We start from the raw sequence: 24,227 nt of genomic DNA, 5'->3' as shown, positions 1-24,227 counted from the left end.
TCGCCGCTGCCCTGTGCTGCTACAAGCGCCTCGTCCGCCTCACCACATAGGACACGGTCTTAGTGAGGCCGCACCGGGCACGGTGACGAGGCGGAAGCGTTTCCGGGGCAAACGACGAGCGCCGCCCTCGAACGGGGAGGACGGGCGGTAGGATGAGTAGCATGAGTGAGCCTACCGGTAAGTACTCAATCACTATGCCACGCGACATCGCCGAAGCCGCCAAGGCCCGCAGCGGCCCCTCCGGTCTGTCCGCCTATGTCGCCGCGGCCGTCGCCCGCCAGATCGAGCGGGACAACCTCAACGAACTCATCGCCGTCGCCGAAGCCGAGCACGGCCCCATCACGGACGAAGAAATCCACTCCCTGCGCGATCAACTCACGCAGGCACGGCACGAGCAGACACAGGGCGGAGCGAGCGCCGCGTGACCCGCTCCCCCGCAGTCCCCGGCGGCACCCTCGTCCTCGACAGCGAAGGACTGGCCAAGTCTGTCCTGCGCGATCGCACGGTCACCGGCTGGCTCGCCCTCGCCCGCACCGACGACCTGCGCGTGGTCACCTCAGCAGCCACTCTGGTCGAAGTGGTACACCCCCGGATCAACCGCCCGGCCCTGGAGTGGACGCTCTCCCGCCTCGTCGTCGAACCGGTCACCGAGCACACCGCCCGGCACGCCGCTGCCCTCCTAGCCGACGCCGGCCTGCACGGCCACAAGTACGCCATCGACGCCATGCTCGCCGCCACCGCCCTGGCCACCCCGGGGCCGGTGACTGTCCTCACCTCCGACCCCGAGGACCTCCTAGCGCTGTGCGGCGGACGCGTCACCGTCATGAAGGTGTGACGCGCCGGGCCATAGCGGAACGACGTCGGTCATTCTTCGTTCTGGAGCCCAAGCCACGACTCGAAGGCCATCAGCTGCTCACCCACCCCTCCGAGCGAGTAGGGGGCGGACTCGTATTTAATTGAAAGGTTGACTTCATAGAGCTTGTACAGCGCTGGAGCGGTCTCTGCTGCCAGGAAAGCCTCTTTCAGGCCGCGCGCCGCACGCTCAAGATCCGCGGCACGGGCTGCAGCCGTCACTTCCGGCCACACCGTCTCCGCAAGGTGATCGCAGAGCTTGATCAAGGAGCGGCCCGCTCGATCCGCGCGGGCAGAGACTGCCTCCTGCCTCGCTTCGTGCAGGTGATCGGCGAGGTGATTGCTCCGCTCGTCCTCGCTGTCCCACGCGCCATCGTCGTAGATCTCGTTCCAGGTTTGCTCGGCCCGATGCAGCGCGGCTTTGAATTCCCGATCAAGCTCTTCCTGGGTGAGTGTGGGATGGGATGGGTGAATGTCCTTCAAGCCGTGCATACGGCTTTCGATGGACGAGGCTGGAAGAGGGCCCCCACTCCGCAGGGCCGTGCACAGCCCAATGGTGTCAATGGCGCGTAGCAGTTCTTGATCGGCAATCAGACCCCGTAATTCGTAGGAACAGCGCTCCACCTCCATGTAATTGTGATCGGCGATCTCCCCGTCAAGCTCCCACGCGAGGTTGGTGATCCGCTCGTACACACTCTCCACCACCTCCACAGCGGCTTCGATCTCCTCGTCCACCCTTTCGACGAGCTGGAGTGCCTCTTGAGCATCAGCCACTTCGCGCTCCAGACCGGCCACGCGGTCGGCGAGTTCGCCCATCGTTTTCCCTCTCACTCATCCCGTCTCGGTCATGTTCATGTGGCGGGCAGGAATGAACTGGGCTCTCCCGTCCAGGACACGTACAGCTCGTCGCGCGCCCGGGTGCAGGCGACGAACAGTAGGCAGCGTTCCGCCAGAAGGTCGGCCTCGTGCTGGAGGCGGTCGACCTCCACGGGCGTCACGGCTTTGGGGAAGGGGAGGGCCCCGTCATGGACGCCGACCACCGCGACACAGCGGTATTCGAGGCCCTTGAACGAGTGCATCGTGCCCACGTTGACGGCTTCTACCGTCGTAGGCCGGTCTGTTCTCAGGCGTTGCGCCGGGATGCCGGCGGAAGCCAGGCGCTCCGCCACCTGATCGCAGGTCCGGTTGAAGCGGGTGCTCACGCCGATGTCACCGGGGGCGATGCCGTCGTCCAACCACACCCGGACTCGTGCCACGAGCGCGGCCAACTCCTCTTCCAGGGAGTTGGCCGCGTGTGTCTCGGGACCGCTTCCGTGCAGAGCCGAGCGGTAGCCGACCAGAGTGTCGTGACGGGCGTCGTCCTCTAGCTCCGCAAAAGGACGGCCGACGAGAAGCGCCGTGGACCAGCTCAGAATCTCGTGGGTGGAGCGGTAGTTCTTCCGCATCTTCGTAGACCTGCCCGCGACCTTGATACCGAGCGCCTTCAACGAGACCTTGCTGTCGTAGATCCGCTGGTGCGGGTCGCCCGCGATGAACAGGTCGTCCGGGCGTGCCGGTGCGGCTGCCCGCAGGAGCCGCCACTGGGCCGGGTGCAGATCCTGCGCCTCATCCACGACGACGTGCCGGTAGCGCGGCCCGGACCGCTCCAGCAGGTCGGCGGCCTCGGCGCAGGTACCGAGGTAGGTGCGCAGCCCGTCGGCGGCGAGCCGCCGCGTGAACTCGTCCACGGCGCGCCAGACCGCGGGCCGGGCGATGGCCGGCAGCGCGCTTCCACGCCCCCTGCGCTCGGCGGACTCGTACTGGTCGTACGTACGCAGGTTCTGGGCGAGGATGACGTGCTTGTACTCCTGAGCGAGAAACTGCGGGCTCCCGGTGAAACCGGCGTTTCGAGTCGCCTGTTGCCAGCGGACCGGCTCCTCGTCGGCGCGCAGCGGACGGCGTGACGTGGACACCATACGTCCGGCGAACGCGTCGACGGTCATGATGTCCACCCGGTCCCTGAGCGTCTCGTCGTCGACGAGCTCGGCGAGGCCGGCGCGGAGCGCGGCGACCAGAGCGTTCGTGTAGGTGGTGAGCAGGATGCGGTCACCGTCGCGCAGATGCCGGAGCAGGTGCCGTACGCGGTGGAGCGCGACAACCGTCTTACCCGTTCCCGGGCCTCCCGTGACCTGGGCGGGTCCGGAGTACGAGGGGCGGTACGCCACTTTGTGCTGGGAGGGGTGGAGGAAGACGCGCCACGCGGCGAACGGCTTGTCGAGGATCTCCCGGAGCTCCTCCTCTCCGGTGACCAGCGCGATGCGGGTACGGGTGTGCCGGATGGCGGTGTCGTAGTCGGCCGGATCAAGTGGCCGCGTGGTGTCCTTGGCTGCCAGGCTGACGGCTACCACGTCGCGCCACACCTCTTCGACCGTGAAGCCGGCCGCGAGGTACTCCAGGACCTCGCGCTGGTCCTGCGGGAAGTGGGGCGCGAACACCTCCAGTTGCTCCGTGGTGGTCAATACCCGTGCCTGGCGCAACGTGGTCCCGTCGATCCCGAGGGCCGCCAGGTCCCCGTCCGAGAACCTAGCGAAGAGCCGCTGCTCGGGCGGCGGCGCGACTCGCTCGTAGGTGGGGGTGAGCTTCTCCAGGACGGCGATGTCGCGTATCTCGACGGCCCGGGTGGCCGTGTTGATGCTCGCCTTCTGTTTGACGGCCCAGGCGTTCGCGGAGTCGTGCGGCAGCACCCGCAGCAGGACGTAGGTGTCCCCGCTGTCGGGCGCGAGCACGACGCCGCGGGTTCCCCGGTCGATCCGGATGGTCCGGATGTGCGGGTCCCGCGCGCCCTTGAGCGACTCCAGCTTCAGGCCGGGGTCCTTGAAAAGCTGATCCAGGGTGAGGCGTTCGAACTTCTCCCAGGCGTCGAACACGCCCCTGCGAACCGTTCCCTGGAGCTTGGGGAGCTGGGCGCAGAAACCGATGTCGAAGGCGAGGCGGGGCATGGCGGGCAGGCGTCTCCTGTTGGTTCTATCGGTTGGTGTCGTCCTCATTCCGGCTGCCCGGTTCATCGGACTCGTCTGGCTCTTCCAGATCCCCCAGCGTCCGCCACGCGAGGTCGGCGAGAGTGTCGCCCGACGACGTGACCCAGCGGGCCGTGCCCTGGTTGGCCACGGGCCGGTCCGCCCACGCGGCACGTTCCCACATGAGGGTGATCAGCCCCGAAGGCGAGTACTGCCGGCCGTCCGCGGCCCAGACGACCGGCTTCGTCCGGTGGTTCGTCCACGTGGCCCGAGAGCGCCGCGGGTCCTCCGCGAGCCAGTCCTTGAGTGCTTCGGTCTCCAGCGGGTAGGCCGTGCTGAGCGTGAGCGGCTCGCCTTCGTCCAGGACCCGCTTGTCGACGAGTACCTGGACGGCGTTGGGGCGGCGGCGCTTGCGCGTGGGCCGGACGCGCCGGTACGCGTTCGCGGCAGAGCCGTCCTTGCCCTCTGCCATGGCCTCGATGACCCGTTCGGTGACCTCACGGCAGCGGTCGGCGTCCGAGCACACGGCCCGGATCTGCGGGCGCCGCTCGGACAGCCCGTCGATGACCTGGATGGTGACGGGCAGCAGCCGCCCGACGAGGCCCTTGGTCTTCGCCCTGGCCTCTTCTGCCCAGGTCAGCTTGGTGTCGGGCTCGTCGATCCCCTCGGTGTCGAGGAGCCGGAACACCAGATGGGTGAGCAGGTACGTGCCGTGTTCGGTCAGCGCGGCGGCCCGACCCTCGTAGCGCTTGCGGAGGTCGAGAAGACAGCGCCGCACCTCACGCAGCACCTGGACAGCGTTCCACAGCAGGTAGACACCCGGCCTCGGGCGGAACAGCACGTCGTAGACCCCCTGGGGGCCGCGCTCCCACAGGGGGTCGAGCGTGAGCGCGATCCGGGCCGCGTACTGACTGTCGGCATGGGCGCAGGCCAGGGCGACGGCCGCCTCGACCACGGTGCAGCCGGACTCTTCGGGGAGGTCGACCTCACTGCGCTGAACCCCGTACTCCAGGCCGAGTTCCGCCCGCATCTCGTCCAGGATGTCACCCTGGACCGGATCGAGGGCGACGAAGTCCCGTTCGCCGACACTGTTCTGACGGTTGGTGGCGCGCGTGGTGTCGCTGGCGAACTCCTTGGCCGCGTGCGTGACGATGATCCGCACGCTGATCTTGGCCTCGGCCGCCGCGTCCTCCTTCTCCAACGCCTCCGCCACGGCGCGCACGGTCTGGGCGCCGTTCACCACGCTGGCGTTGTGCAGGGTCAGCAGCAGGGGTTTCTGGTGGGGAGCGCGCACCGACCGTTCGACCTTCTCAACACGGTCGCAGAGCACGGTGATGCCGTTGTTGTAGTACCAGAAGTTGGCCGGCTCCTCTGTGAGGGTGGCGATCAAGGAGTTGTTGATGGGCGTCCTGCCCAGGGGCTTGCGGATGTTCAGGTTGAAGAGGTTCGCCCCGTGCTGCGCCGCCCAATCGGCGACCTGCTCGGCATCGACGACTCCCTGGTAGGACTCGTACAGCGCGTCGGAGCCCATGCCGAACCAGGGGAACAGCTCCGCGGTCAGGACCACCGGCTCGGGCGCCTGGTCGGCTCGTACTGACGCCCACACCTCGGGAGCGAGAATGATCCGGTGGTCCAGGACGTCGCCGTACCGGTTGAACTCGTGCTCGCCGTTCTTAATGGCCTGCATGAAGCCCTCACCGGGCATGTCGGGGCGCATCAGCACCACGACCTGGGTGACGGGTACGGTCCCCTGGTCCATGACGGACTTGGCGTACTCGGCCAGCCTCCGGCCTCGCGGATTGAACGGCGCGAAGTTCTCCTCGTCGATGAGCCGGAGGCCGGCGAGGAGTTCGAAAACGGCCTGCCTATCCCCCTTTGCCTTGCCCTCGGGGCTCCACTTGCTCTGGACGAGATAGACGTGGGGCCTGGACCCCTCGACCACGGCGATCGCGTCGATGCCCTGATCCAGGTCTCCGTCGATGACGGTGGCGGCGGCCTCCTCCGGGCTGAAGCCAGTGACGATCCGCACCGCCTGGGCGGCCAGCGCCCTGGAGGTGCATCGCTTCTCGAAGTCTTCCCCCGTGTACTTGGCCGCCAGGTCGCTGGTGTCCAGAAGGTCGGCGTAGACCTTCTGGAGGGCGGTGCCCACCTGCCGTACCGTGGTGTTCAGATCGGGCTGTCCGCCCTTGGGCTGCTGTGTGTTCACGTACTTCTTCCCCTCCCCATGGCCGAGCCAGCCGGCCCGACCGTCTTACCGGCGCCCCGGATCGTCCGCCCAACGGCGTTCAGCGCTCCTGGCCGTCGAGATCGAGCCGTATGAGCGCCAGGGCCTCACCGACCTCCGCGGTCAGCTCGTCAGCAGGCCCGTAGACGACGTCTAGGTCGGCGTGCAGCGGTTCCAGCACGACCCGGGCATCAGCCGCGCGGCCCTGGGCGAGCAGCAGCATGCCGATGTCACGGCGCAGTTCGATGGCTTCCTCACTGACGTCGCTGTCCACGGACCGGACGACGGCCAGAACCGATTCCAGAGCCGTGAGCGCCTCCGTGACCTGGCCGAGTTCGGCGCGGCAGCGGGCGGCCTGGGCCCGGCAGGCGCGGGCCCGCTCGCTGGTGGGTCCGGCGATACGGCCGTACGCGTCGGCGAGAGCGGTGAACTCGGGCAACGCGGCCCGGTAGTCGCCGCCGAGCAGCCGGATCGCCGCCCGCTGGGTGCGCAGCTCCACCACCTGCCGGTTCTCCGCGCCGAGGGCGCGGGCGGCCGGCTCGATGACCTCGCTCAGCACCTCGGCGGCCTGCGCAAACCGCTCCTCTTCGAGGAGGGCGTCGGAGTGCGCGTACGCCTCCTTGATCTCCGCGCGGAGTTCGGCAGGTACGGGGAGGGGCGCGGGGACCGACTCCCCCGAAGGCGCCGGAGTGGCCGACGGCCGGGGCCGGGAGCGCGGCGCGTACGGGTGGCGGAACAGCCCCGTGGGGTCCGGGGCTCCGTCCGGGCCCGTCTCGCCGGACACCGGTTCCTGGCCGACCGACGGCAGGAAGGGCCGCAGCCGCTCGTACACCTCCTGGACATCGGCGGGCCGCGCCTCAGGGGCCTTGCGGAGCAGATGCAGGACGAGCTCCTCCAGCGCGGCCGGCACCTCGGGGCGCAGCTGCCGGAGCGGGGTGGGGGCGGCGCTGACGTGCTGGTACATGAGCGCGAACTCGCTGTCCGCCTGGAACAGGGCGCGTCCGGCGAGCAGTTCGTGGAGAATGCACCCGAGCGCGTACAGGTCCGTCCGCGGGGTGATGCGCCCGCCGCGGACCTGCTCGGGCGCCATGTACTGGGAGGTCCCGATCGGGGTCCCGGTCGCGGTCAGCTTTGTCGCGTCGGTGCGCAGGATGGCCGCGATGCCGAAGTCCAGGACCTTCACCGTCCCGTCGCGGGCGACGAGGACGTTCCCCGGCTTGAGGTCGCGGTGGATCACGGGGATCTCGTGGGCGTGCGACAGCACGGTGGCCACCTGCGCCGCCACGGCCACGGCCCAGCTCACCGGCAGCGGCCGGGCCGGGTCCACGTACGCGGACAGCGGCACGCCCTCCACCAGCTCCATGACGAGGAACAGCTGCTCGTGGGTGTCGTCGAGGACCGCGTCGTAGACCTGGGGTACGCCGGGGTGCTGGATGCGGGCCGTGATCCGGGCCTCGCGCCGGAACCGCTTGGCGAGTTCGTCCGCCATCTGCGGCGAGGTGACGGCCTGCTGCCGGATGAGCTTCACGGCGACCGGCCGGTCCAGCACGGCGTCGTAGCCGCGCCACACGTCCCCCATGCCGCCGTGGCTGAGTTCCTCCAGGAGTTCGTAACGTCCTGCGATCATCCGCTGCGACACCGTGCCCGCCCCCGTCGCATCCGTGCGCCGGCGTGCGTACCCAGGTGGTGTCGGCCGGCCCGACATGTCCGGACCAGTGTGGTGGGAGTGACGATCTTCCGTCCAGGGAGGCGGGGAAGGTCTGTCACATCTGGCTGAGAACCGTCTCTGCGCTGTGGCTCCGCCTGTCGTATTCGGCCCACACGACCTTGCCGGGCGTCCCGAAGGGGCGCGGCCCCCAGCCCCAGCGGTCGGCGAGACCGTCCACCAGGAGGAGGCCGCGCCCGTCCGTGCGGTCCGGTCCGGGAAGGCGAGGCGCTGGCTCCGGCATCCGTTCGGCGCGCGTGGTCGGTCGCCTCGACGCGTACAGTCGCGACGGGAGCCGCGGCGACGGTGAGCCGTACGTGAAAGTCCCGTCCGAGGACCCGGCCATGGCGAACGGCGTTCGCGGCCAGTTCGGCCACGAGGAGGACGAGAGCTTCGTGTGCCTCGGTGCCATATGGGATGCCCCAGGCGTGCAGCCGTTCCGCGCACAGCCGGCGACCGAGGCGGGCACCAAGTGGCGTGGCGGTGAACCGCATCTCGAAGTGGTGGATCGGGTCGGTGGGTTGGGTGGTGACGGCGGCGCAGGTGGGATTGTTCGTCATGACTCCACGGTGGGCCGTGGTGGCGTAGCGTGACCGTGGGTGACGCGCCGTCGCGTTCCGCTTGTACGCGGGAGGACGGCGCGATGTACGTGCGCTGAAGGGTGGCGGCTGTGCAGGACGATGACGCGGGGTTCGTACCGGAGCCGGTGGGACAGCGGCCGGAGGACGAGCCGGGGCAGGGCGTGGTCACGGCGTTCGGGCGGCAGTTGAAGCTATTCCGGACACGGGCCGGGCTGAAACGGGCGGAGTTCGGGAAGCGGGTGGGATACGCGGCCCAGTCGATCGCTTCCTTCGAGCAGGGGCGGCGCATCCCTCCGCCGAGGTTCATCGACCAGGCGGACGAGGTCCTGGACGCCGGGGGTGTGCTGAAGGCGCTGAAGGAGGAGGTTGCGCGGGCGCAGTATCCGGCTTTCTTCCGGGACATGGCCCGGCTGGAGGCGGAGGCGGTAGAGCTGTATGCCTACGACACCCTGTTGGTCAACGGGCTGTTGCAGACGGAGGAGTACACGCGAGCCGTGCTGGCCATGCGACGCCCGCTGCTGGATGCGGAGACGATCGAGACGCGGGTGACTGCCGGCTGGCCCGCCACGACATCTTCAGCCGCTGGCCGGCTCCCCTGCTGAGCTTCGTGATGGAGGAGTCGGTACTGCTCCGCCCCCTTGGCGGCAAGTCGGTTCTGCGTGGCCAGTTGGAACAACTGCTGCTCGTCGGCCAGAAGCGCAACGTAGAGATTCAGCTCATGCCGCTCGACCGCGAGGACAACGCCGGTATGGACGGCCCCTTTACCGTGATCACCCGCAAAGGTGGCCAGCAGCTTGTGTACATGGAGGTCCAAGGACGGAGCAGCCTGCGCACGGACCGGGAGGAGACCCGGCTCGCCGCCACCCGCTATGGGATCATCCGAAGTCAGGCTCTCACTCCGCGAGAGACCATGGGATTCATCGAGAAGTTGCTGGGAGAGCTATGAGCACCGCAGAGACACCGTCTGCGCAGTCGGCACTCGCTTGGTTCAAGAGCAGCTACAGCGGTGCCGAGGGCGGCCAGTGCGTCGAGGTGGCCACCACGCCCGGCACCGTGCATGTCCGGGACTCCAAGGGGCTCGGCGGGCCCGTGCTGAGCGTAGGCCCCGAGGCGTGGGCCGGATTCGTGGAGCTGGCCGCCGGGCGTCGGGCGTAACGCAGCGGCTCGGGCCCGCGTACAGCTCGCCTGTGTACGCGGGCCCGCCGCGACGACTACGCCGCGTCGTCCTCCACGCCCTCCTCGCGGCGGATCATCCGCCACGCGGCGCGGCGGGCGCTGCGGTCGAGACTGGACTTGAAGTTCCGGTCCGGACCGAAGTACTGGCGGCCGAGGCCAGCGATGGAGTCGATGTGGTCAGCCATCTTGTCGGCGAAGACCTTGTCGAAGACCTTCCCGAAATTGTCCACGTCGTCGTTGGCGACCGCCGCCTTCCGGACCTTGGGATCGGCCTTCGCCTCCTCGAAGGGACGGATGACGTCCTGCTCGGTGAAATCCGTGCCGAACTTGGCGTTGAACTTCTCGATCAGCTCGGACAGGAGCGACTTCTCGGCTTCCTTGGCACCGCCCGTGCCGTCTCCGAAGCCCGGCATCGTCGCGGGTCCCTCGGGGGACAGCGAGACGTCGTGCTCGCCGGTCTTCTCCACCCGCAGGTGGCTGAGGTCGACCTCGCCGATGTCCACTCCCCCGTCGGCCTTGCCACGCAGCCGGGTGAGGAGGTAACGGCCGTAGAGGTACAACCGCTCCAGGTCGGGGTCCTGGTACGGCACGATCTGGGCAAGGAAGCCGTACTTGCGGACGTAGTCGTTAAGGCTGGCGCGGAAGTCCTCGGCCGTCTTGACGTCGTCCTCGTCCTCGTCGTTGTCGCGCAGGGCCTCGTACCGGGTCACGGCCGGGGAGAGCAGGCGGTACAGCTCGGCGTGCAGTTTCTCCCACGCGGCCTGCGATCCGGCTGCCTTCTCCTTCGCGCCGAAGTACGCAGCGGCGAACTCATCCATCTCCGCTTCCGAGACGATCGGCGCGGACATGACCCGGCTCTGGGCTGTGTAGAGGAGGTTCGGGTCCGAGGGGAGGGTGTTCGCCTCCTCGAAGTAGGGACGGAACGACTCCTTGATGTCCTCGGCCTCGTTGACGAAGTCCAAGACGGCCAGGTCCGACTGGGACTTGCGGTCGGTGGTGCGGTTAAGGCGGGAGAGGGTCTGGACGGCCGCAATGCCGGTCAGCGTCTTGTTGACGTACATCGTCGTCAACAACGGCTGGTCGAAGCCGGTCTGATACTTCTCGGCCACCACCAGGATCTTGTACTCCGGCCGGCCCTTCGCGCCGGCGTGGACGGCCTTGTCGTCAGCGCGGGTGTACGCGAACGCCTTTGGCAGCGCGCTCTCGGACAGGCCGCCGTTCTCCTTCGGCTCGGTGGTCTCCTCACCGTCGATGGTGAGCGAACCCGAGAACGCGACGAGTACGCCCAGGTCGGGGTACTTGGTGTCGTAGTCCCGATCCTTGATGTAGCTCTTGATCGCACGCGCCATCTGAACGGCGGACTGCCGGGAGGCGGTCACGACCATGGCCTTCGCCCGGCCCCCGAGGCGGCCCCGCGTATGGGTGACGAAGTGCTCGACGATCACCTGGGCGTGCTGCGAGACGGTCGAGTCGTGGGTGAGCGCGAACCGGGCGAGGAGGGAGTTCGCCTTGGCGGGGTCGACCTCAAGCTCGTCGGGGTTCTGGTTCACCAGCTTCCAGTACGTGTTGTACGTGACGTAGCTGCGCAGGGGGTCGAGGATGAAGCCTTCCTCGATGGCCTGGCGCATCGAGTACGTGTGGAAGGGGCGGTACGCCTCCTTGCCGTCCACCTGGTCGGGGGTGCCGAAGAGTTCAAGGGTCTTGGCCTTGGGCGTGGCGGTGAAGGCGAAGTAGGAGAGGTTCGCGGCCCGGGAGCGCTCCAGGGCCTTCTTCTTGAGCTGGTCGTTGACGGTGAGGCTGGTGGCGCCCGCGTCCTCGGAGTCGGAGTCGAGGCCGAGCTCGCGGAGGGCCGCGCGGACGGCGGTCGCCGCGTCGCCGGACTGGGAGGAGTGCGCCTCGTCCAGGATGATCGCGAAGGTAGTGCCGCTGAGCTCGGTCGGGTGGCGCTTCATGTAGTCGAGGAGCGCGGGGAACGAGTGCAGGGTGACGGTGACGATCTTGCCGGTGTCGCGGGAGAGCGCGCGGGCGAGCTGCTCGCTCTTCGCCCCGTGCTTCTCGTCGATCTTCACGACCAGGCCGTCCGTCTGCGAGAACCCGCCGACCGTCTCGCGGAGCTGGGCGTCCAGGTTCCGGCGGTCGGTGATGACGATGACCTTGTCGAAGACGGGAGCGCCGGGCTTGATGAAGCCGGCGGCGAGGGCTTCGGGGTCGAGGGTGCGGGGGTCGTTGTCGGCGTGCAGGTCGGAGAGGCGGTGAGCGAGCCAGCCGATGGTGTTGGACTTGCCGGATCCGGCCGAGGCCATGACCAGGTAGTTGTGCCCGGCGCCGTGGGTGGCGGCGTGGGCGGTCAGCTTCTTGACCACGTCCCACTGGTGGAAGCGGGGGAAGATCGTGGTGCGGGTCGTGGCGCCGCCGGGCGTCTTCGTCTTCTGCTGGTGCACGAACCGCTGGAGCAGGTCCAGCCAGTTGTCCCGCTCCCAGACCTGCTCCCAGAGGTACGACGTGGAGTACTGGCCGAAGGCGGTGGGCGCGGGGTTACCGGCGCCGCCGGGGCGGCCGGGGCCTTCGGAGCCGGTGTTGAAGGGCAGGAAGCGGGTGTTCTTACCCTTGAGCGTGGTCGCGACGAAGACCAAGTCCGGGTCGACGGCGAAGTTGGCGATGACCCGGCGGGTGAAGATCAGCTCGGTGGGGTCGCGGTCGGTCCGGTACTGGTCCATGGCGTGCTCGACGCCCTGGCCGGTGAGGGGGTTCTTCAGCTCGGCGGTGGCGATGGGGATGCCGTTGAGGAACAGGGTGAGGTCGAGCTTGTGGTTCCAGTCGAGCTGCTTGGTGGCGTAGACCAGCTCGCGGACGACGGTGAGGCGGTTGGCCCGGTAACCGTCGAGAACGGATTCGTCCGGGACGAGGTTCGGCTTGAAGTAGGCGACGCGGAGCCGTACGCCACGGTCCTTCACACCGTTGCGGAGGACGTGGAGCAGCCCGTCGTTGGCGATCGCCTGGTCGAGACGGCGGGCGAACCCCCGCTGGGCCTCGTTGGCGTCACCGTAGATGGTGCGCAGCTCGTGCCACTCCTCGGCCTGGGTCTTGCCGAGGAACTCGAACAGCTCCTGGGTGTCCAGGCCGAGGTCGGGCTGATAGCCAGCCGGGCTGGTCTCCCGCCAGCCCCGTTCGGTCATGGCCGCGACTATGGCGTCACCGAACGCGGACTCGCTGTGGACGGGGCCGTGGCTCATGCGGTGATTCCCTCCGTGACGTTGCGTCCGCTGGCGGTGGAGACGTCGAACTGTCCGGTTACGGCGGCGGTGATGAGGGATTGGCGGCGTTCAGCCGCCAGCGCTGCAGAGCGCTCGACCAGTTCCTTGAGGGGGCGAATCCTCCTGATGGCAGCTCCGATCTCGCGCTGCTCCTCGACCGACACAACTGGAAGGGGAATCCGCCCGAAAAGTTCCCAGTTTCGAAAGTCAACGGCTCGCTCACGCGTGCTCGTTGCAAAGTTTCCCAGATACCCCTGGAGAGCCAGCAGGCGAAGCATGCGCCCGAAGAAGTGTGAATCACCACCGTTCTGGGGCTCGCACACGTGGTACACCGGACTGCAGTTCCCGAACGCCTCGGACACCCCGATGGCGCCAGCAAATCCGTCGAGTCCATGAATGACGACGTCGCCCGGCACGACGTATTGCCCCTGCGGTTCTGTTGACCCTGAAAGGGTGTAGCCGTCTGCCCGGCGTAGTGAGCGGTCCGTCACCCGCCCGTCCCTGTAGGCCGTGACAGTACCGACATCAGCGACTGGCGGCCTCACTGCCTTCTCTAGAAGACGCCTGACAGGCTGGACTGATACGCCAGTTGATCCAGCCACGAGGGCGCTCGCACCTACGTGACTCAGAATTCTACTGTCGCTTCGCTCTTCCAGAAGCTCGACTAGGCGGCGCTTCTTGAAAACAAGGTTATCGATCTTCCCTGTCTCGGTGTCGAGGAAGTCGGCGATGCGGCGCTGTTCCTCGTGCGAAGGCGGCACTGGCAGGCGCACCTCATACGCGGCGTCACGGGACAAACCAGGAACCCCGACGTCCTGCGAGGGACCCTTGAGGTTCACAGCCTGCAGAACGTAGTACAGCCACCTCAGGTTGACAGAAGTGAGGCGCTCGTCGATGTAGTAAGCCGTGTCGATGGCGAATCCACCGGAAGGGATCCAGTGGACCGATCCGTGGCTCCCCTTACGGCCGATTACGATGCCCGGAGCCCGGAAGTTCGATGCATTATGCGTTCCCGAAACTCCCCCCGACCCTACGACGGGAAACTCGCCATCGACTCTCATCTCAGCAGCGAGTGAATCACCGTAGGCCATGCGCGCTACGCGCTTCAGCGGGACCGTGTCAGTCACTCCGTCACCTCCCCCAACAGCGCCTGAATCTCCGCCTCCAGCTCCTTCAACTCCGCGTCGATCTCCGCCAGCGGCCTCGGCGGCTCGTACACGTAGAAGTGCCTCGTCACCGGGATCTCGTAGCCGATCTTCGTCTTCGTGTGGTCGATCCACGCGTCTGGGACGTGCGGGTAAACCTCGCGCTTCAAGTAGTCGTCGACGTCCTCGCCCAACGGGACGTTCTCGTAGTCACGCAGCTCAGCGTCCGGTTCCGGCTCCCCCTTGATGAGCTGTACCTCGCCCTCGGGGTCGCGGACGCCCACCGCGTCGCGTACTGCCTTGGCGAAGGGCGCGCCCGTCGGCCACAGGAGGCCGGCGGCGACCACCGCGTCCTTCAGGGCCACCAGCGCCTCGGACTTGGTCGGCCAGGACGAGCCAGACAACGTACGGACGGCAGCCACGAAAGCCTCCGCGTCCGGCAGCTTCTGGACCGGCTTCGCCGCCGACAGGGCTGCGAGGGTCTCGTCCGTGACCTCGAAGCGGAGCTTCAGGGGGCGTTCGACCGTGATGCGCTGGTAGCCGAATGCCTCGTTGTCGAAGACCTTGACCTTGGCGTGGAGGGGGTGTTCGGGGTCCGTCACGACCTCGATCGCCTCCGCGTACAGGCGGGTGATGTCCGCGATGTGCTGCTTGCCCAGTACCTTGCGCTTGTCGCCGAGGGACTTGCGCATCTTCTGGAACTGGTCGCGCGCGTCCAGCAGGATGACCTTGCCCTTGTGGTCCGGGGACTTCCGGTTGGTCAGAATCCAGAAGTACGTGGAGATGCCGGTGTTGTAGAAGAGCTGGTCCGGGAGCGCGACGATACCCTCCAGCCAGTCGTTCTCCAGGATCCAGCGGCGGATCTCGGATTCGCCCGAGCCGGCCGCGCCGGTGAACAACGGGGAGCCGTTGAATACGATGGCAATGCGGGAGCCACCCCCGCCCTTCGCATCGACCGGCTTCATCATCGAGATCATGTGCTGGAGGAAGAGGAGCGAGCCGTCGTTGATACGCGGCAGGCCCGCGGCGAAGCGGCCGGCCTCACCGAGGTGCTTATGCTCGTACTCGACCTCGTCCTTGACCTTCTTCCACTCCACGCCGAACGGCGGGTTGGCGAGCAGGAAATCGAACTTTTCGCGGCCGTGTCCGGGGTCGCTGAAGGAGTTGCCGAAGGCGATGTGCTCCGGATCCTGACCCTTGATCATTAGGTCGGACCGGCAGATGGCCCAGGACTCCGGATTGAGCTCCTGGCCGTACACCTCGACTGTGGCGTCCGGGTTGTGCTTCCGGATGAACTCCTCGGCCGCCGACAGCATGCCGCCCGTACCGCAAGCCGGGTCCATGACCGTGCGGACCACGCCCGGGACGGTGAGCGCGTCACCGTCCGGCTCGATCAGCAGGTTGACCATCAGCTTGATGACCTCGCGGGGGGTGAAGTGCTCGCCCGCCGTCTCGTTGGACTGCTCCGCGAAGCGGCGGATCAGCTCCTCGAAGATGTAGCCCATGTTGTGGTTGGGCACGACCTCGGGGTGCAGGTCCAGGTCCGTGAACTTGCCGATGACCTTGTAGAGCAGGTCGGCGCCGTCTAGCCGCTTGATCTGCTGCGCGAACTCGTACTTGTCAAGGACCTCACGGGCGTTGTCCGAGAAAGCGCCCACGTACTTCTGCAGAAGGACCGCGGCGTTCTTGGGGTCGCCCGCGATCTTCTTCAGGGTCAGGTCGCTCTTGTTGTAGAAGGAATGGCCCGAGGCGCGGCGCAGGAAGTGGTCCGTGTCGAGGTCCTGGCCCTCGAAACGGGCCACGGTCTCCACGACCTTGTCACGGGTGGGCTCCAGGACGCATTCCAGGCGGCGCAGCACGGTGAACGGCAGGATGACCTTGCCGTAGTCGGACTGCTTGTAGTCACCGCGCAAGAGGTCGGCGACGGACCAGGCGTGGTTCGCCAGCTCCGTGTGCTTACTGCTGTTCAAGGGGTTCCCCGGCTTCCTTCCGAACCGTCCCGCCCAACCGGAGCGGGTGCGGACAAGTGTGGTCGATGGGAGTGCGTACGAGTCGGGTTCAGGCCGGATCGGCGTCCGCCGGCGCCCTGAACGGCAGGAGAGCGCCGCCCGTGAGACCGCCCGTGAGGAGAGCGGCCGTCTCCTCGGCGAGCCTCGCCGCCTGACGTGCCCGGGCGCGTAGTTCGTGGATGTGCCGGAACGCCTCGCCGTACCGGCGTTGCTCGTCCAGCGGCATCAGGGGGACGCGGAGGCGGCCCGGTGCGACGTGCAGGACCGTGCTGCCGGTCGAGGCTCCTGCGATGTTGTCCTCGGAGTCGATGAAGCCGGCCAGGAACCAGGGGTCCAGGCGGGCCGGGTCAGGGCGGAGGAGATGGACCTGGGTGCCGAGGAGCGCGCCGGCATCCCCCTCGTCCGCGACGCGGGCCATTGGGCCGGTGCCGCCGACGACCGCCCGTACGAGCACGTCTCCCGTGGCCACGACGGGCGCGGCGTCGGAGCGGAACTCGCCCGGGTCGCCGGTCGGGCCGGTTCCGCGCGCGATGTCCATGCCCGTGAGGACGGGTTGCCCTGGGGCCGAGGAGGCTCCGGCCGTTCGCGAGTCCTTGGTGTCCGGCACGGTGCGGAGCAAGGTCAGTGCGCCGCCACGCGCGAGGTCCGACGCCGTGGCCGTACGCCACTCCCGCACCGAGGGGCCGGCTTCGCTCCAGCCGGTCTGGAGGGATACCGTGGCCAGGGCCCGGGCGGCTTCGGCCAGCTCACGGCTCCCGGTGTCCGCGCGGGCGGCCAGCACGGCGGGCTCGATATCCGTTCGGGAGAAGCGGACCCGGCGGGCCGGTGTGAGGTCGACAAGATCGTCCAGAAGATCGACGACGGGTACCACGTCGGCGGTGCCGGGCTCGCCGACAAAGCCGTCCGGGTCGGCGGCGAACGCCAGCCAGTGGGTGTGGGCTCGTGTCGTCAGGTCGGACCAGTCCAGCGGCGTACGGCCGGGGCCCGTGTGGGCCGGGGCCGCCGTCCGCACCTCGGTGCCCGGCGCGGCAGCCGCTCCGGCCAGATCGACGAACAGCACCGACTTCCGCTCCGGGCCACCCGGCTCGGGGCGCTGCAGAACCCAGAGCTGAAGGCCGATGTGCAGAGGTGGCGCGGCCCCGGCAGGAAGAGCCATGACGGCGCGAACAGCGCCACTACGCACCAGCTCCGCCCGTACCCGGCGCCCGGAGGGACGGGACGCGGTGGCGGGCGGGAGGATCATCAGGGCCCAGCCGCCCGGGGGCACATGCGCGAGGCAGTGCTGTGCCCAGGCGAGTTCCGATTCGGCACGGGGCGGGACGCCGTACGCCCAGCGCGGGTCGTAGGCCAGCTCGCCGTGACCCCAGTCACGGTCGCCGTACGGCGGGTTGCACAGCACCGCGTCCACGACCTGATCGGAGAAGGCGTCCGCGCGCAGGCTGTCCCCGATGCCTACGGTGGTCTTGGCCCGCGGAGCCGCCAGGCTCAGGCCGACCGCGGCGCGCTGTGCCTGGACGGGAACAGAGTCCTGGCCAAGGAGAGTGGTGGCGCCGCGCCGGGCGGCGGCTGCCAGCAGCGCACCGCTACCACAGGCCGGGTCCAGAACCCGCTCGCTACCGGCCGGAAGCAGCCCCGCGACCAGCTCCGCCAGGGGTTCGGGGGTCCCGTAGACGCCTGTCGCGGCGCTGTCCTCCAGTTCTCTCTCCCCAAGCACCGCGAGCGCGGCCGGTCCGCCTTCCTCACGTACGCAACGGAGCAGGGCCCGCAGCGTGGTGGCGTCGTCGGCCGAGAACAGGCGGCCGTCGGGTGCGAGACCGGGGAGCGACGTCAGGAGCGTGGCCACCTCGTCGGTGCTACGGGCGATGAGTTCGCCGTCCGGGAGGTCCGCGAGCTGTGCCATCTCAGCGGGGGAGCAGCGGGCGAGCGCGAGAACGAAGCCCATGCGTGCGGTCGTCCGGGCCGGGTCGGACTCCTGGAGACGAACCGCAGTGCGCAGTTCCTCGCGGGGGTCGGCTGCCTGCGTGTGGCCGCGCGCCCTGAGCCATGCCTGAACAGCTCCGAGGTCATAGAGCGGGCTGGTCTCGGTACCGCCGGACGGAGTGGGGAAGTCCTCGTGCCGTCGACGCCAGTTACTGACGGTGGCCCGGGTGACACCCGCGATGCGGGAGATCTCCGCAGCTGTGACGTGGGCGGTTGTCTGGGGCATGTCCCGGCGACACCTCTCATTGGCCGATGATTCACAGCTTACACCATGCCCTGATCGACAATCATTGTTTGACAGCGCTTTCACCTCTGCGCTTACCTGATGTCGCTTGCACTCGCCTGCCCCCTCACCGATCGGGGTCCGCCATGACGCTGGGCACGACAGCCACCCGTCATCCCGCCACCACCAAGCCCAAGACGCGGCGCAGCACGGTCTATCTGCTCCGGGACACGGGCACGTCCCCTGCCGATCTACGTGCCGCGCTCAACGCCAGGTACCAGCGTGATCACGCTTTCGTCGTCGAGGACGTGACGATCGGCGTCACCCCCGCGCTTCTGTGTCACGGTGTGATCGGTCGCCACCGGCCGCCCGACTGGGCCTCAGCCGTGAGCACCCTCACCGGGCGAAAGCCGCCCGTGGAGAACCGCACATCGGCGTGCGCCCTGCTCCTTCCCGCTGCCGATGAGGTTTTCGCGCTCACCTTCGGCATGGGACACCTCCTGCTCGATCAGAGCAGGATCTCCCCCGGCTTCGGCTTCGACTTCGTCCTGCGCGCCGCGCAACCGGACGCCATCCGCCAGGTCACGCACAGCCTGATGGACGCCAGGGGTCGCACGGACCGGAGCTCGGCAGCTCACGGCCAGCACATCCGCGCCTTTGCCATCGAGGAATACGGAGAGGTGGTGAGCCGTCTCGTCGGCACCCTGGGTTCGACGGAACTCACAATCGGACAGCAGAGTCGTAGGACGGCGCAGGTGGCCGGTACCGACGCTCTGAAGATCCACCTCGGCGCACAACCCGAGCACCTACTCCAGGACCTCGCACAGATCCAGGCGGTCCGTGCCCGCCAGTCCCCGGCGCCGGACTTCGAGGCCATCGCTCGTGTCCGGCCGCTCAAGAGCGGAGACCCGCGGCGCGGCGTCCTGGACGCACACCTTGATGAGCTGCTGGGCACCTCGGCGGACGCCGGGACACTTGCCCTGGCCGTCCCCGCGGCCTGTTTGGACCAGGAGGATGCCACTCTCTCCTACCTGGTCAAGATCGGACCCGTCCGCCGGCTCGTAGCCTCTCCGGCGATCGACGACATCCTGGAGATGGTCGGCGACATCCCGTCCGGCAGGCGCCTCGAAGCCCTGACCACCGGCTACATACAGATGCACCGGGACGAAGAAGGAACGGACCCCGTAAGCGGACAGGTGAAGGCCCACAAGTGGCTCACGGCCGAGATCTCCCTCGACGCCAGCCGCTACTTCCACCACGAAGGGCGCTGGTTCGAGGTGGGAGACCGCTACCTGGAGGGCATGCGCAGCGAAGTCGACGCCCTCCTCGCGACGTCGTCCGGCGACCCACGGCTGCCGGCCTGGACGCCCGAACTCGAGTCGGAGGGGGACTACAACCTGCACGCGGCGGAGCATGGTTACCTGTGCCTGGATCGTCGACTGATCAAGACCGCCCAGCATCCTCACGGTTTCGAAGCTGCGGACCTGCTCACCGAGGACGGGACCCTGATCCACGTGAAGAGGGCCGCCTCCTCGGCGCCACTGAGCCATCTCTTCGCCCAGGGCAGGGTCTCCGCCGATGCCTTGCGCTTCGACGCGGAGGCGCGCGCCGTATTCATCGAGCGCGTACGCCAGCAGCACCCGGAGCATCCTGTGGCCGAAGGGTTCAGCCCTACAAAGGTCGTCTTCGCCATCTCACTCAAGAGTGGAAAGACCCTGACGTCGGGGAACCTGTTCACCTTCGCCCAGGTGTCCCTGCTCCAAGCGGCCCGCGCGCTGAGGGCTCAGGGCGTGGAGGTCGCGGTGGTCGGCATTCCCTCCGTCAGTTCCACCAGGACAGCGACCGAGTTGCAGACGTGATTCATCTGGGCTCGCAGTAGGCACGGCCGGACGACAATCCTCCACCAGCCGGATCGGTCGTACGCCCTCGACAGCGGACAGAAGGATCCGAGGGGAACGGTGACGCAGGTCGGTGATCGCCGTAGTTCATAGCCCCTGTTCGTCCACCAGCCGTGCGCTTCTGGGCGGGTACGCAGGGCGGTGATGTACGTGGTGAAGTCGTCCGGCGTGTCCAGGTGGCGGTGGCAGTCACGCATGCTCACCGGAAGACTGACGAGCTGCTCGTAGACGTTGTCTGCCTGGCGGGTAAGGGGCTCGGTCAGACGCCGGTAGACAGCGAGCGCGTCGGCGGGGCGGGTGGCGCGGGACTGGTCGGCGAGGGTGAGCCACTGGCCGTCGTGGGCGCCGAGCTCCGTGGCCACCTGCCAGCCCGCTGCAGTGTCCTTGTCGTCGAGCAGAGCGTCGATAAGGCTCCGGCCGCTGTGGTGCCCCTCCCGTTCGGCGTCAGCACGCAGGAGGGAGAGAGCGTTCTCGCGCTCAGCCGACCAGCGGTCGGCGGTTGGGCGGAGGCGCGGAGCTGACGGTAGGTGAGCAGGGTGCGGCGGGCGGCGAAGTGGTCACGGCGCAGGGCGACGGCGTCGCCGAGCCGGCCGACCTGTGCGTAGCGGTCGCAGAGGTGGTCGACGAGGGCGGTGTCAACGACGTTGAGGTCCTCGGTGTCCCGGATGCCACGCTCGGCCCATTCCAGGGCCTCGCCGGGGCGGCCAGCGGTGTCAAGTTCGCGGGCGATCATTGCACGCTGCCACTCCGCTTCACATGAAAAGTGGATTAATGGGACATTCTAGAATCGCGGGACATGCGCGGGACCGCCTGGCCGACGACTCGTCAGCCAGGCCGCTGACCTGCGGAAGCCTCTGGGAACGGTCCGGCCTCCGGAGCCGTGTGCGCAGGTTCGAATCCTGCCGGGGGCACTCGCCGATCAGTCAGCGTGATTCAACCGCTGACCAGGGCGAATGCCGACATGAGAGAGCGGGAGTCAGTCTCACTGACTCCCGCTCTTTCTCGTTGTTTCGCGCTGATCGCGACAGACCTGCGATGGAGGCGGCCATGGTCCCCATCAAGTCCAGGAGGGCGAGTCGTCCAGCCGCTCCAAGGTGAGCTGGTAGGCGTTCCTCAGCCGCGTGAAGACATAGAACGTGCCCCGCGGGTCTCTCTTGACGGTCAACAGCCCCTGCGCTTCCAGCTCTTTGCGGCCTTTCGTCCACGTGTCCGAGGACAGGCCGTAGCGTTGCCGCTTCGTCGTGGGGATGTACTCCGGCTCCGAGCGTCCTCCGAGGGCTTCCCTGAGGACAAACAGCAGGGCCGTCGCCGTGGGCGACAGTTGAAGGAGCCAGCCTTGCGTCCAGAACTCGACCGGCATGCCGACGTACCGGCCCTCCTCCCTCGGCTGCGCGTACTCCCCTCCATCGCCGTCGGCACTCAGCAGCTTGATCGCAGACGGCCGCCCCCACTGCGGCTGCAGGTCGATGAACTTGTTGTCCGCCGGCCACTTCAGGTTGCCGACGACTCGCCGCGGCCCCGTCTTCGAGTCGAGTGCGAGCATCTGTGTCCAGCCGTTCGGACCTGGCGGTCTCCGCAGGTCAAAGGGCTCTTGGGTGGCCATCATGGTGATGCACATGTAAAGCCGGAGGCGCACCGTACCCCCACGCCCGCCCTGAAGGAGCCGCGCAAGCGGCGGAGGCGCGTCGACGCCTTCAGGCGATATGACGAACGCCGGGGGGAACGGGATGTACCCCGCCTCTTCGCCTTGTGCGCTGCCCCACGCAAGTACCCGATCGTCCTCACTCGCGTACGCCTCGCTGGGGGCGGGAGGCGCCACGTTCGTCGGCGTCGCAACCCTGGGCTTCACCGTCAGGAAGTTTCTGACCGAGTAAGCCGTGATGGGGTGTGCTCTCGCTCGGTCCGTCGCTGTTGTCCGGCCTGCGCGGTACCACCAGCCGGATCGTGGCCGGGGCCATGGCGTGGTCGACGAACCCGTGGAGGGCCTGTCGCTGCTCAACTCCGCCGTTCCGCCACAGCGGCTCGCCGAGGCCAACACGGCGCTCAATGTGGGGGGTTACCTACCGGCGGGCCTGCTGCCGGTCTCCGCCGGGTACCTCAGTGACGCCATGGGGCTCACCGGCGGTGCGACCGTCTTCGGCACCGTGTTGTCCGTGTTGTCCGTGTTGTCGAGCCTCGCCGTCGTCGGCGGCCTAGTGGTCGTCGCCTCTCGTCGCCGGGTACCGGAGCCCATCTGACCGGCCCTCGCCGGGCCCGGAGCCCACCCGGCCCCGCGCAAACGCCCGGTTGGCCTCCCTCCCCCTCACATATGCCGGGCCCGCGCAGGCAAGTACGGCCCAAACGACGGACAAAGGGGCGGTGCCGGGTGTCCCCTCCCGGCACCGCCCAGGCCGTGCGCCGCTCAGGCACGGCCGTCCTTGGGGTCCTCAGGCCGCGCCCACGCGCTCCTCCTTCGGCTCCACCGCCTCGTCCCGGACGGACTTCGCGGCGCGCCTGCGGCCCGGCAGTACCGCGAGGACGATCATCGTGCCGGCCGCCATGATGATCCCGCCGATCAGGCTGGTCTGGGCGACGCTGTGGGCGAAGGACTCGTGCACCGCGTCGATGAGGGCCTGGGCCTGCTGGGCGCCGCCGGCGGGGTTCTTCGCGACCTCCTCGGCGACTGCCAGGCCGCCGCCGACCGAGTCCTTCGCCGTCTCCAGCGCGGTGTGCGGGAGGTTGGTTCCGACGAGGTCGGTCAGCTTGTCGCGGTAGGCGGTGCCCAGCAGGGAGCCGAGGATCGCGATGCCGAGGGCGCCGCCCAGCTCCAGGGCCGTGTCGTTGGCGCCGCCGCCCACGCCCAGTTCGGACTCGGGGAAGGAGTCCATGATCGTGTCCGTGGCCGGGGACACGCTCAGGCCGATCGCGAAGCCCAGCATCATCAGGGGTGCCAGGAAGTCGGTGTACGTCGAGCCCGACTCGATCCGCGTGAGCAGGAAGACGCCCGCCGTACCGACCACCATGCCGGTGACGACCATGGCCTTGACGCCGAGCTTCGGGGTCAGCCTGCCGGTGGCCGCGGCTCCGACGAACACGGCTCCGGCCAGCGGCAGCAGTCGTACGCCCGTCTCCAGCGCGCCGTAGCCGAGGACGAACTGCAGGTACTGGGTGGCGTAGTAGAGCGCGCCGAAGGTGCCGAAGAAGAAGAACAGCACCGCGAGCATCGAGCCGCTGAACGGCCGCTGGGCGAACTTGCGCACGTCCAGCATGGGGTGCGGGTGGCGCAGCTCCCAGGCGACGAAGGCCAGCAGGCCCACGCCGGCGACCACGGCCGCGGTGACCGGGCCGACGCCCCAGCCGAAGTGGGGGCCCTCGATGGTCGCGTAGACCAGGCTGCCGACCGAGACGATCGAGAGGAGGCCGCCGACGTAGTCGATCCGGCCCATTCCCTCGGCCTTCGACGGCGGCACCAGGGCCAGCGCGCCGATCACGGCGACGACTGCGATCGGGACGTTGATCAGGAAGGTCGAGCCCCAGGCGTGGTCCTCGAGGAGCCAGCCGGCGACCAGCGGGCCGACCGCGATGGCGAGGCCGGAGGTGGCGGTCCAGGCCGTGATGGCCTTGGCGCGCTCGGCCTTCGGGAAGATCGCGACCAGCAGGGAGAGCGTGGCCGGCATGACCACCGCGGCGCCGACGCCCATGACCGCGCGGGCCGCTATGACCAGTGCGGTCTCGTCGACCAGGCTGCCCGTCACCGCGCCGGCCGCGAAGATCACGAGGCCCGTGATCAGGGCGCCGCGGCGGCTGTACTTGTCGCCGATCGAGCCCAGCACCAGCATCAGCGCGGCGTACGGGACGGTGTAGCCGTCGATGACCCACTGCAGGTCACTGCTGCTCAGGCCCAGGTCCTTGGTCATGTCCGGCGCGGCCACGATCAGCGACGTGTTCGCCATGACCACGATCAGCAGGCTCAGGCACAGCACCAGCAGCGCCCACCAGCGCCGTGCGTACGGCCCGGTCATCTTCTCGACGGGGGTGGTGGCTAGGAAGGGCATCGGAGGCTCCCTGGGGCGGTTATTTGCACATCCATGAGCAGAGTAGGTTGTTGCTCAGTGATGTGCAAATAGTGAGGTCAGGGGATGCCAGGGAGAAGGGCGCGCGGCACGACGGAGCCCCCGACCATCCGCGGTCGGGGGCTCCATGTC

16 protein-coding genes and 2 pseudogenes are annotated in these 24,227 nt (G+C 68.3%); 7 read left to right on the top strand and 11 right to left on the bottom strand.

Annotated features, from left to right (window positions below):
• The first annotated feature begins 161 nt into the window (after positions 1-161).
• The gene (locus ABD932_RS27665) at positions 162-425 is read left to right on the top strand and encodes a CopG family transcriptional regulator (protein ID WP_345016357.1); all 264 of its coding nucleotides are present in this window, start codon (positions 162-164) and stop codon (positions 423-425) included.
• The gene (locus ABD932_RS27660; protein ID WP_345016355.1) at positions 422-835 is read left to right on the top strand and encodes a PIN domain-containing protein; all 414 of its coding nucleotides are present in this window, start codon (positions 422-424) and stop codon (positions 833-835) included. The genes ABD932_RS27665 and ABD932_RS27660 overlap by 4 nt, the downstream gene beginning before the upstream one ends.
• A gap of 29 nt (positions 836-864) precedes the next feature.
• Here the strand turns inward: ABD932_RS27660 and ABD932_RS27655 are convergent, their stop codons facing one another.
• The 4 genes from ABD932_RS27655 to ABD932_RS27640 all read right to left on the bottom strand — a co-directional run bounded on the left by ABD932_RS27655 (position 865) and on the right by ABD932_RS27640 (position 7,699).
• Complete coding sequence (locus tag ABD932_RS27655; protein WP_345016353.1) at positions 865-1,668, bottom strand: hypothetical protein; 804 nt, start codon at positions 1,666-1,668, stop codon at positions 865-867.
• Between the two features lie 35 nt (positions 1,669-1,703).
• Positions 1,704-3,830, bottom strand: coding sequence for a UvrD-helicase domain-containing protein (locus ABD932_RS27650; RefSeq protein ID WP_345016351.1), 2,127 nt, complete (start codon positions 3,828-3,830; stop codon positions 1,704-1,706).
• Between the two features lie 25 nt (positions 3,831-3,855).
• Positions 3,856-6,054 (bottom strand): AIPR family protein, encoded by a 2,199-nt coding sequence (locus tag ABD932_RS27645; RefSeq protein ID WP_345016349.1) that lies wholly within the window; start codon positions 6,052-6,054, stop codon positions 3,856-3,858.
• Between the two features lie 79 nt (positions 6,055-6,133).
• The gene (locus ABD932_RS27640; protein ID WP_345016347.1) at positions 6,134-7,699 is read right to left on the bottom strand and encodes a serine/threonine-protein kinase; all 1,566 of its coding nucleotides are present in this window, start codon (positions 7,697-7,699) and stop codon (positions 6,134-6,136) included.
• 422 nt (positions 7,700-8,121) lie between these two features.
• Here ABD932_RS27640 and ABD932_RS44030 point away from each other — a divergent pair, with 422 nt between their 5' ends.
• The 3 genes and pseudogenes from ABD932_RS44030 to ABD932_RS27625 all read left to right on the top strand — a co-directional run bounded on the left by ABD932_RS44030 (position 8,122) and on the right by ABD932_RS27625 (position 9,513).
• On the top strand, positions 8,122-8,370 hold the full coding sequence (locus ABD932_RS44030) for a hypothetical protein (protein WP_425587520.1): 249 nt from the start codon (positions 8,122-8,124) through the stop codon (positions 8,368-8,370).
• A 77-nt stretch (positions 8,371-8,447) separates the two neighbouring features.
• Positions 8,448-9,304, top strand: a pseudogene (locus ABD932_RS27630) (helix-turn-helix domain-containing protein).
• Entirely contained in the window at positions 9,301-9,513 is a 213-nt protein-coding gene (locus ABD932_RS27625) for a DUF397 domain-containing protein (protein WP_345016345.1), read from the top strand. Before ABD932_RS27630 ends, ABD932_RS27625 begins: the two are co-directional and overlap by 4 nt.
• A 56-nt stretch (positions 9,514-9,569) precedes the next feature.
• Here the strand turns inward: ABD932_RS27625 and ABD932_RS27620 are convergent, their stop codons facing one another.
• The 4 genes from ABD932_RS27620 to ABD932_RS27605 form a co-directional block, all read right to left on the bottom strand.
• Positions 9,570-12,767: a type I restriction endonuclease subunit R gene (locus ABD932_RS27620; protein WP_345016344.1), complete on the bottom strand. Its 3,198-nt coding sequence runs from the start codon at positions 12,765-12,767 to the stop codon at positions 9,570-9,572.
• On the bottom strand, positions 12,764-13,915 hold the full coding sequence (locus ABD932_RS27615) for a restriction endonuclease subunit S (protein ID WP_345016341.1): 1,152 nt from the start codon (positions 13,913-13,915) through the stop codon (positions 12,764-12,766). Before ABD932_RS27615 ends, ABD932_RS27620 begins: the two co-directional genes overlap by 4 nt.
• Positions 13,912-15,903, bottom strand: a complete 1,992-nt coding sequence (locus tag ABD932_RS27610) for a type I restriction-modification system subunit M (protein ID WP_345016339.1) — start codon at positions 15,901-15,903, stop codon at positions 13,912-13,914. The genes ABD932_RS27615 and ABD932_RS27610 overlap by 4 nt, the downstream gene beginning before the upstream one ends.
• Positions 15,904-15,991: 88 nt before the next feature.
• The gene (locus ABD932_RS27605; RefSeq protein ID WP_345016337.1) at positions 15,992-18,148 is read right to left on the bottom strand and encodes an N-6 DNA methylase; all 2,157 of its coding nucleotides are present in this window, start codon (positions 18,146-18,148) and stop codon (positions 15,992-15,994) included.
• 143 nt (positions 18,149-18,291) lie between these two features.
• On the opposite strand from ABD932_RS27605, the gene ABD932_RS27600 reads away from it, so the two are divergent.
• Positions 18,292-20,004 (top strand): DUF6119 family protein, encoded by a 1,713-nt coding sequence (locus tag ABD932_RS27600; RefSeq protein ID WP_345016335.1) that lies wholly within the window; start codon positions 18,292-18,294, stop codon positions 20,002-20,004.
• A gap of 126 nt (positions 20,005-20,130) precedes the next feature.
• Here the strand turns inward: ABD932_RS27600 and ABD932_RS27595 are convergent.
• Both ABD932_RS27595 and ABD932_RS27590 read right to left on the bottom strand, forming a co-directional pair.
• A pseudogene (locus ABD932_RS27595) lies at positions 20,131-20,776 on the bottom strand (SWIM zinc finger family protein); the annotation flags it as partial.
• 324 nt (positions 20,777-21,100) lie between these two features.
• Positions 21,101-21,892 (bottom strand): hypothetical protein, encoded by a 792-nt coding sequence (locus tag ABD932_RS27590; RefSeq protein ID WP_345016333.1) that lies wholly within the window; start codon positions 21,890-21,892, stop codon positions 21,101-21,103.
• Between the two features lie 112 nt (positions 21,893-22,004).
• On the opposite strand from ABD932_RS27590, the gene ABD932_RS27585 reads away from it, so the two are divergent.
• Positions 22,005-22,280, top strand: coding sequence for a hypothetical protein (locus tag ABD932_RS27585; RefSeq protein WP_425587519.1), 276 nt, complete (start codon positions 22,005-22,007; stop codon positions 22,278-22,280).
• A gap of 189 nt (positions 22,281-22,469) precedes the next feature.
• Here ABD932_RS27585 and ABD932_RS27580 read toward each other — a convergent pair whose 3' ends face one another.
• Positions 22,470-24,077, bottom strand: a complete 1,608-nt coding sequence (locus ABD932_RS27580) for an MFS transporter (protein WP_345016331.1) — start codon at positions 24,075-24,077, stop codon at positions 22,470-22,472.
• Positions 24,078-24,227: the final 150 nt, after the last annotated feature.

Origin of the sequence: Streptomyces shaanxiensis, assembly GCF_039537145.1 — a bacterium.
GTDB lineage: Bacteria > Actinomycetota > Actinomycetes > Streptomycetales > Streptomycetaceae > Streptomyces > Streptomyces shaanxiensis.
Note: the sequence above shows the minus strand (reverse complement) of the source record. Positions and strands in the feature narration are given on the sequence as shown.

Excerpts from the sequence above, each read along its gene's own strand:
- ABD932_RS27665 (WP_345016357.1), top strand. The coding sequence starts at position 162 with ATGAGTGAGCCTACCGGTAAGTACTCAATCACTATGCCACGCGACATC.
- ABD932_RS27655 (WP_345016353.1), bottom strand. The coding sequence starts at position 1,668 with ATGGGCGAACTCGCCGACCGCGTGGCCGGTCTGGAGCGCGAAGTGGCT.
- ABD932_RS27650 (WP_345016351.1), bottom strand. The coding sequence starts at position 3,830 with ATGCCCCGCCTCGCCTTCGACATCGGTTTCTGCGCCCAGCTCCCCAAG.
- ABD932_RS27640 (WP_345016347.1), bottom strand. The coding sequence starts at position 7,699 with ATGATCGCAGGACGTTACGAACTCCTGGAGGAACTCAGCCACGGCGGC.
- ABD932_RS44030 (WP_425587520.1), top strand. The coding sequence starts at position 8,122 with ATGGCGAACGGCGTTCGCGGCCAGTTCGGCCACGAGGAGGACGAGAGC.
- ABD932_RS27625 (WP_345016345.1), top strand. The coding sequence starts at position 9,301 with ATGAGCACCGCAGAGACACCGTCTGCGCAGTCGGCACTCGCTTGGTTC.
- ABD932_RS27620 (WP_345016344.1), bottom strand. The coding sequence starts at position 12,767 with ATGAGCCACGGCCCCGTCCACAGCGAGTCCGCGTTCGGTGACGCCATA.
- ABD932_RS27605 (WP_345016337.1), bottom strand. The coding sequence starts at position 18,148 with ATGCCCCAGACAACCGCCCACGTCACAGCTGCGGAGATCTCCCGCATC.
- ABD932_RS27600 (WP_345016335.1), top strand. The coding sequence starts at position 18,292 with ATGACGCTGGGCACGACAGCCACCCGTCATCCCGCCACCACCAAGCCC.
- ABD932_RS27580 (WP_345016331.1), bottom strand. The coding sequence starts at position 24,077 with ATGCCCTTCCTAGCCACCACCCCCGTCGAGAAGATGACCGGGCCGTAC.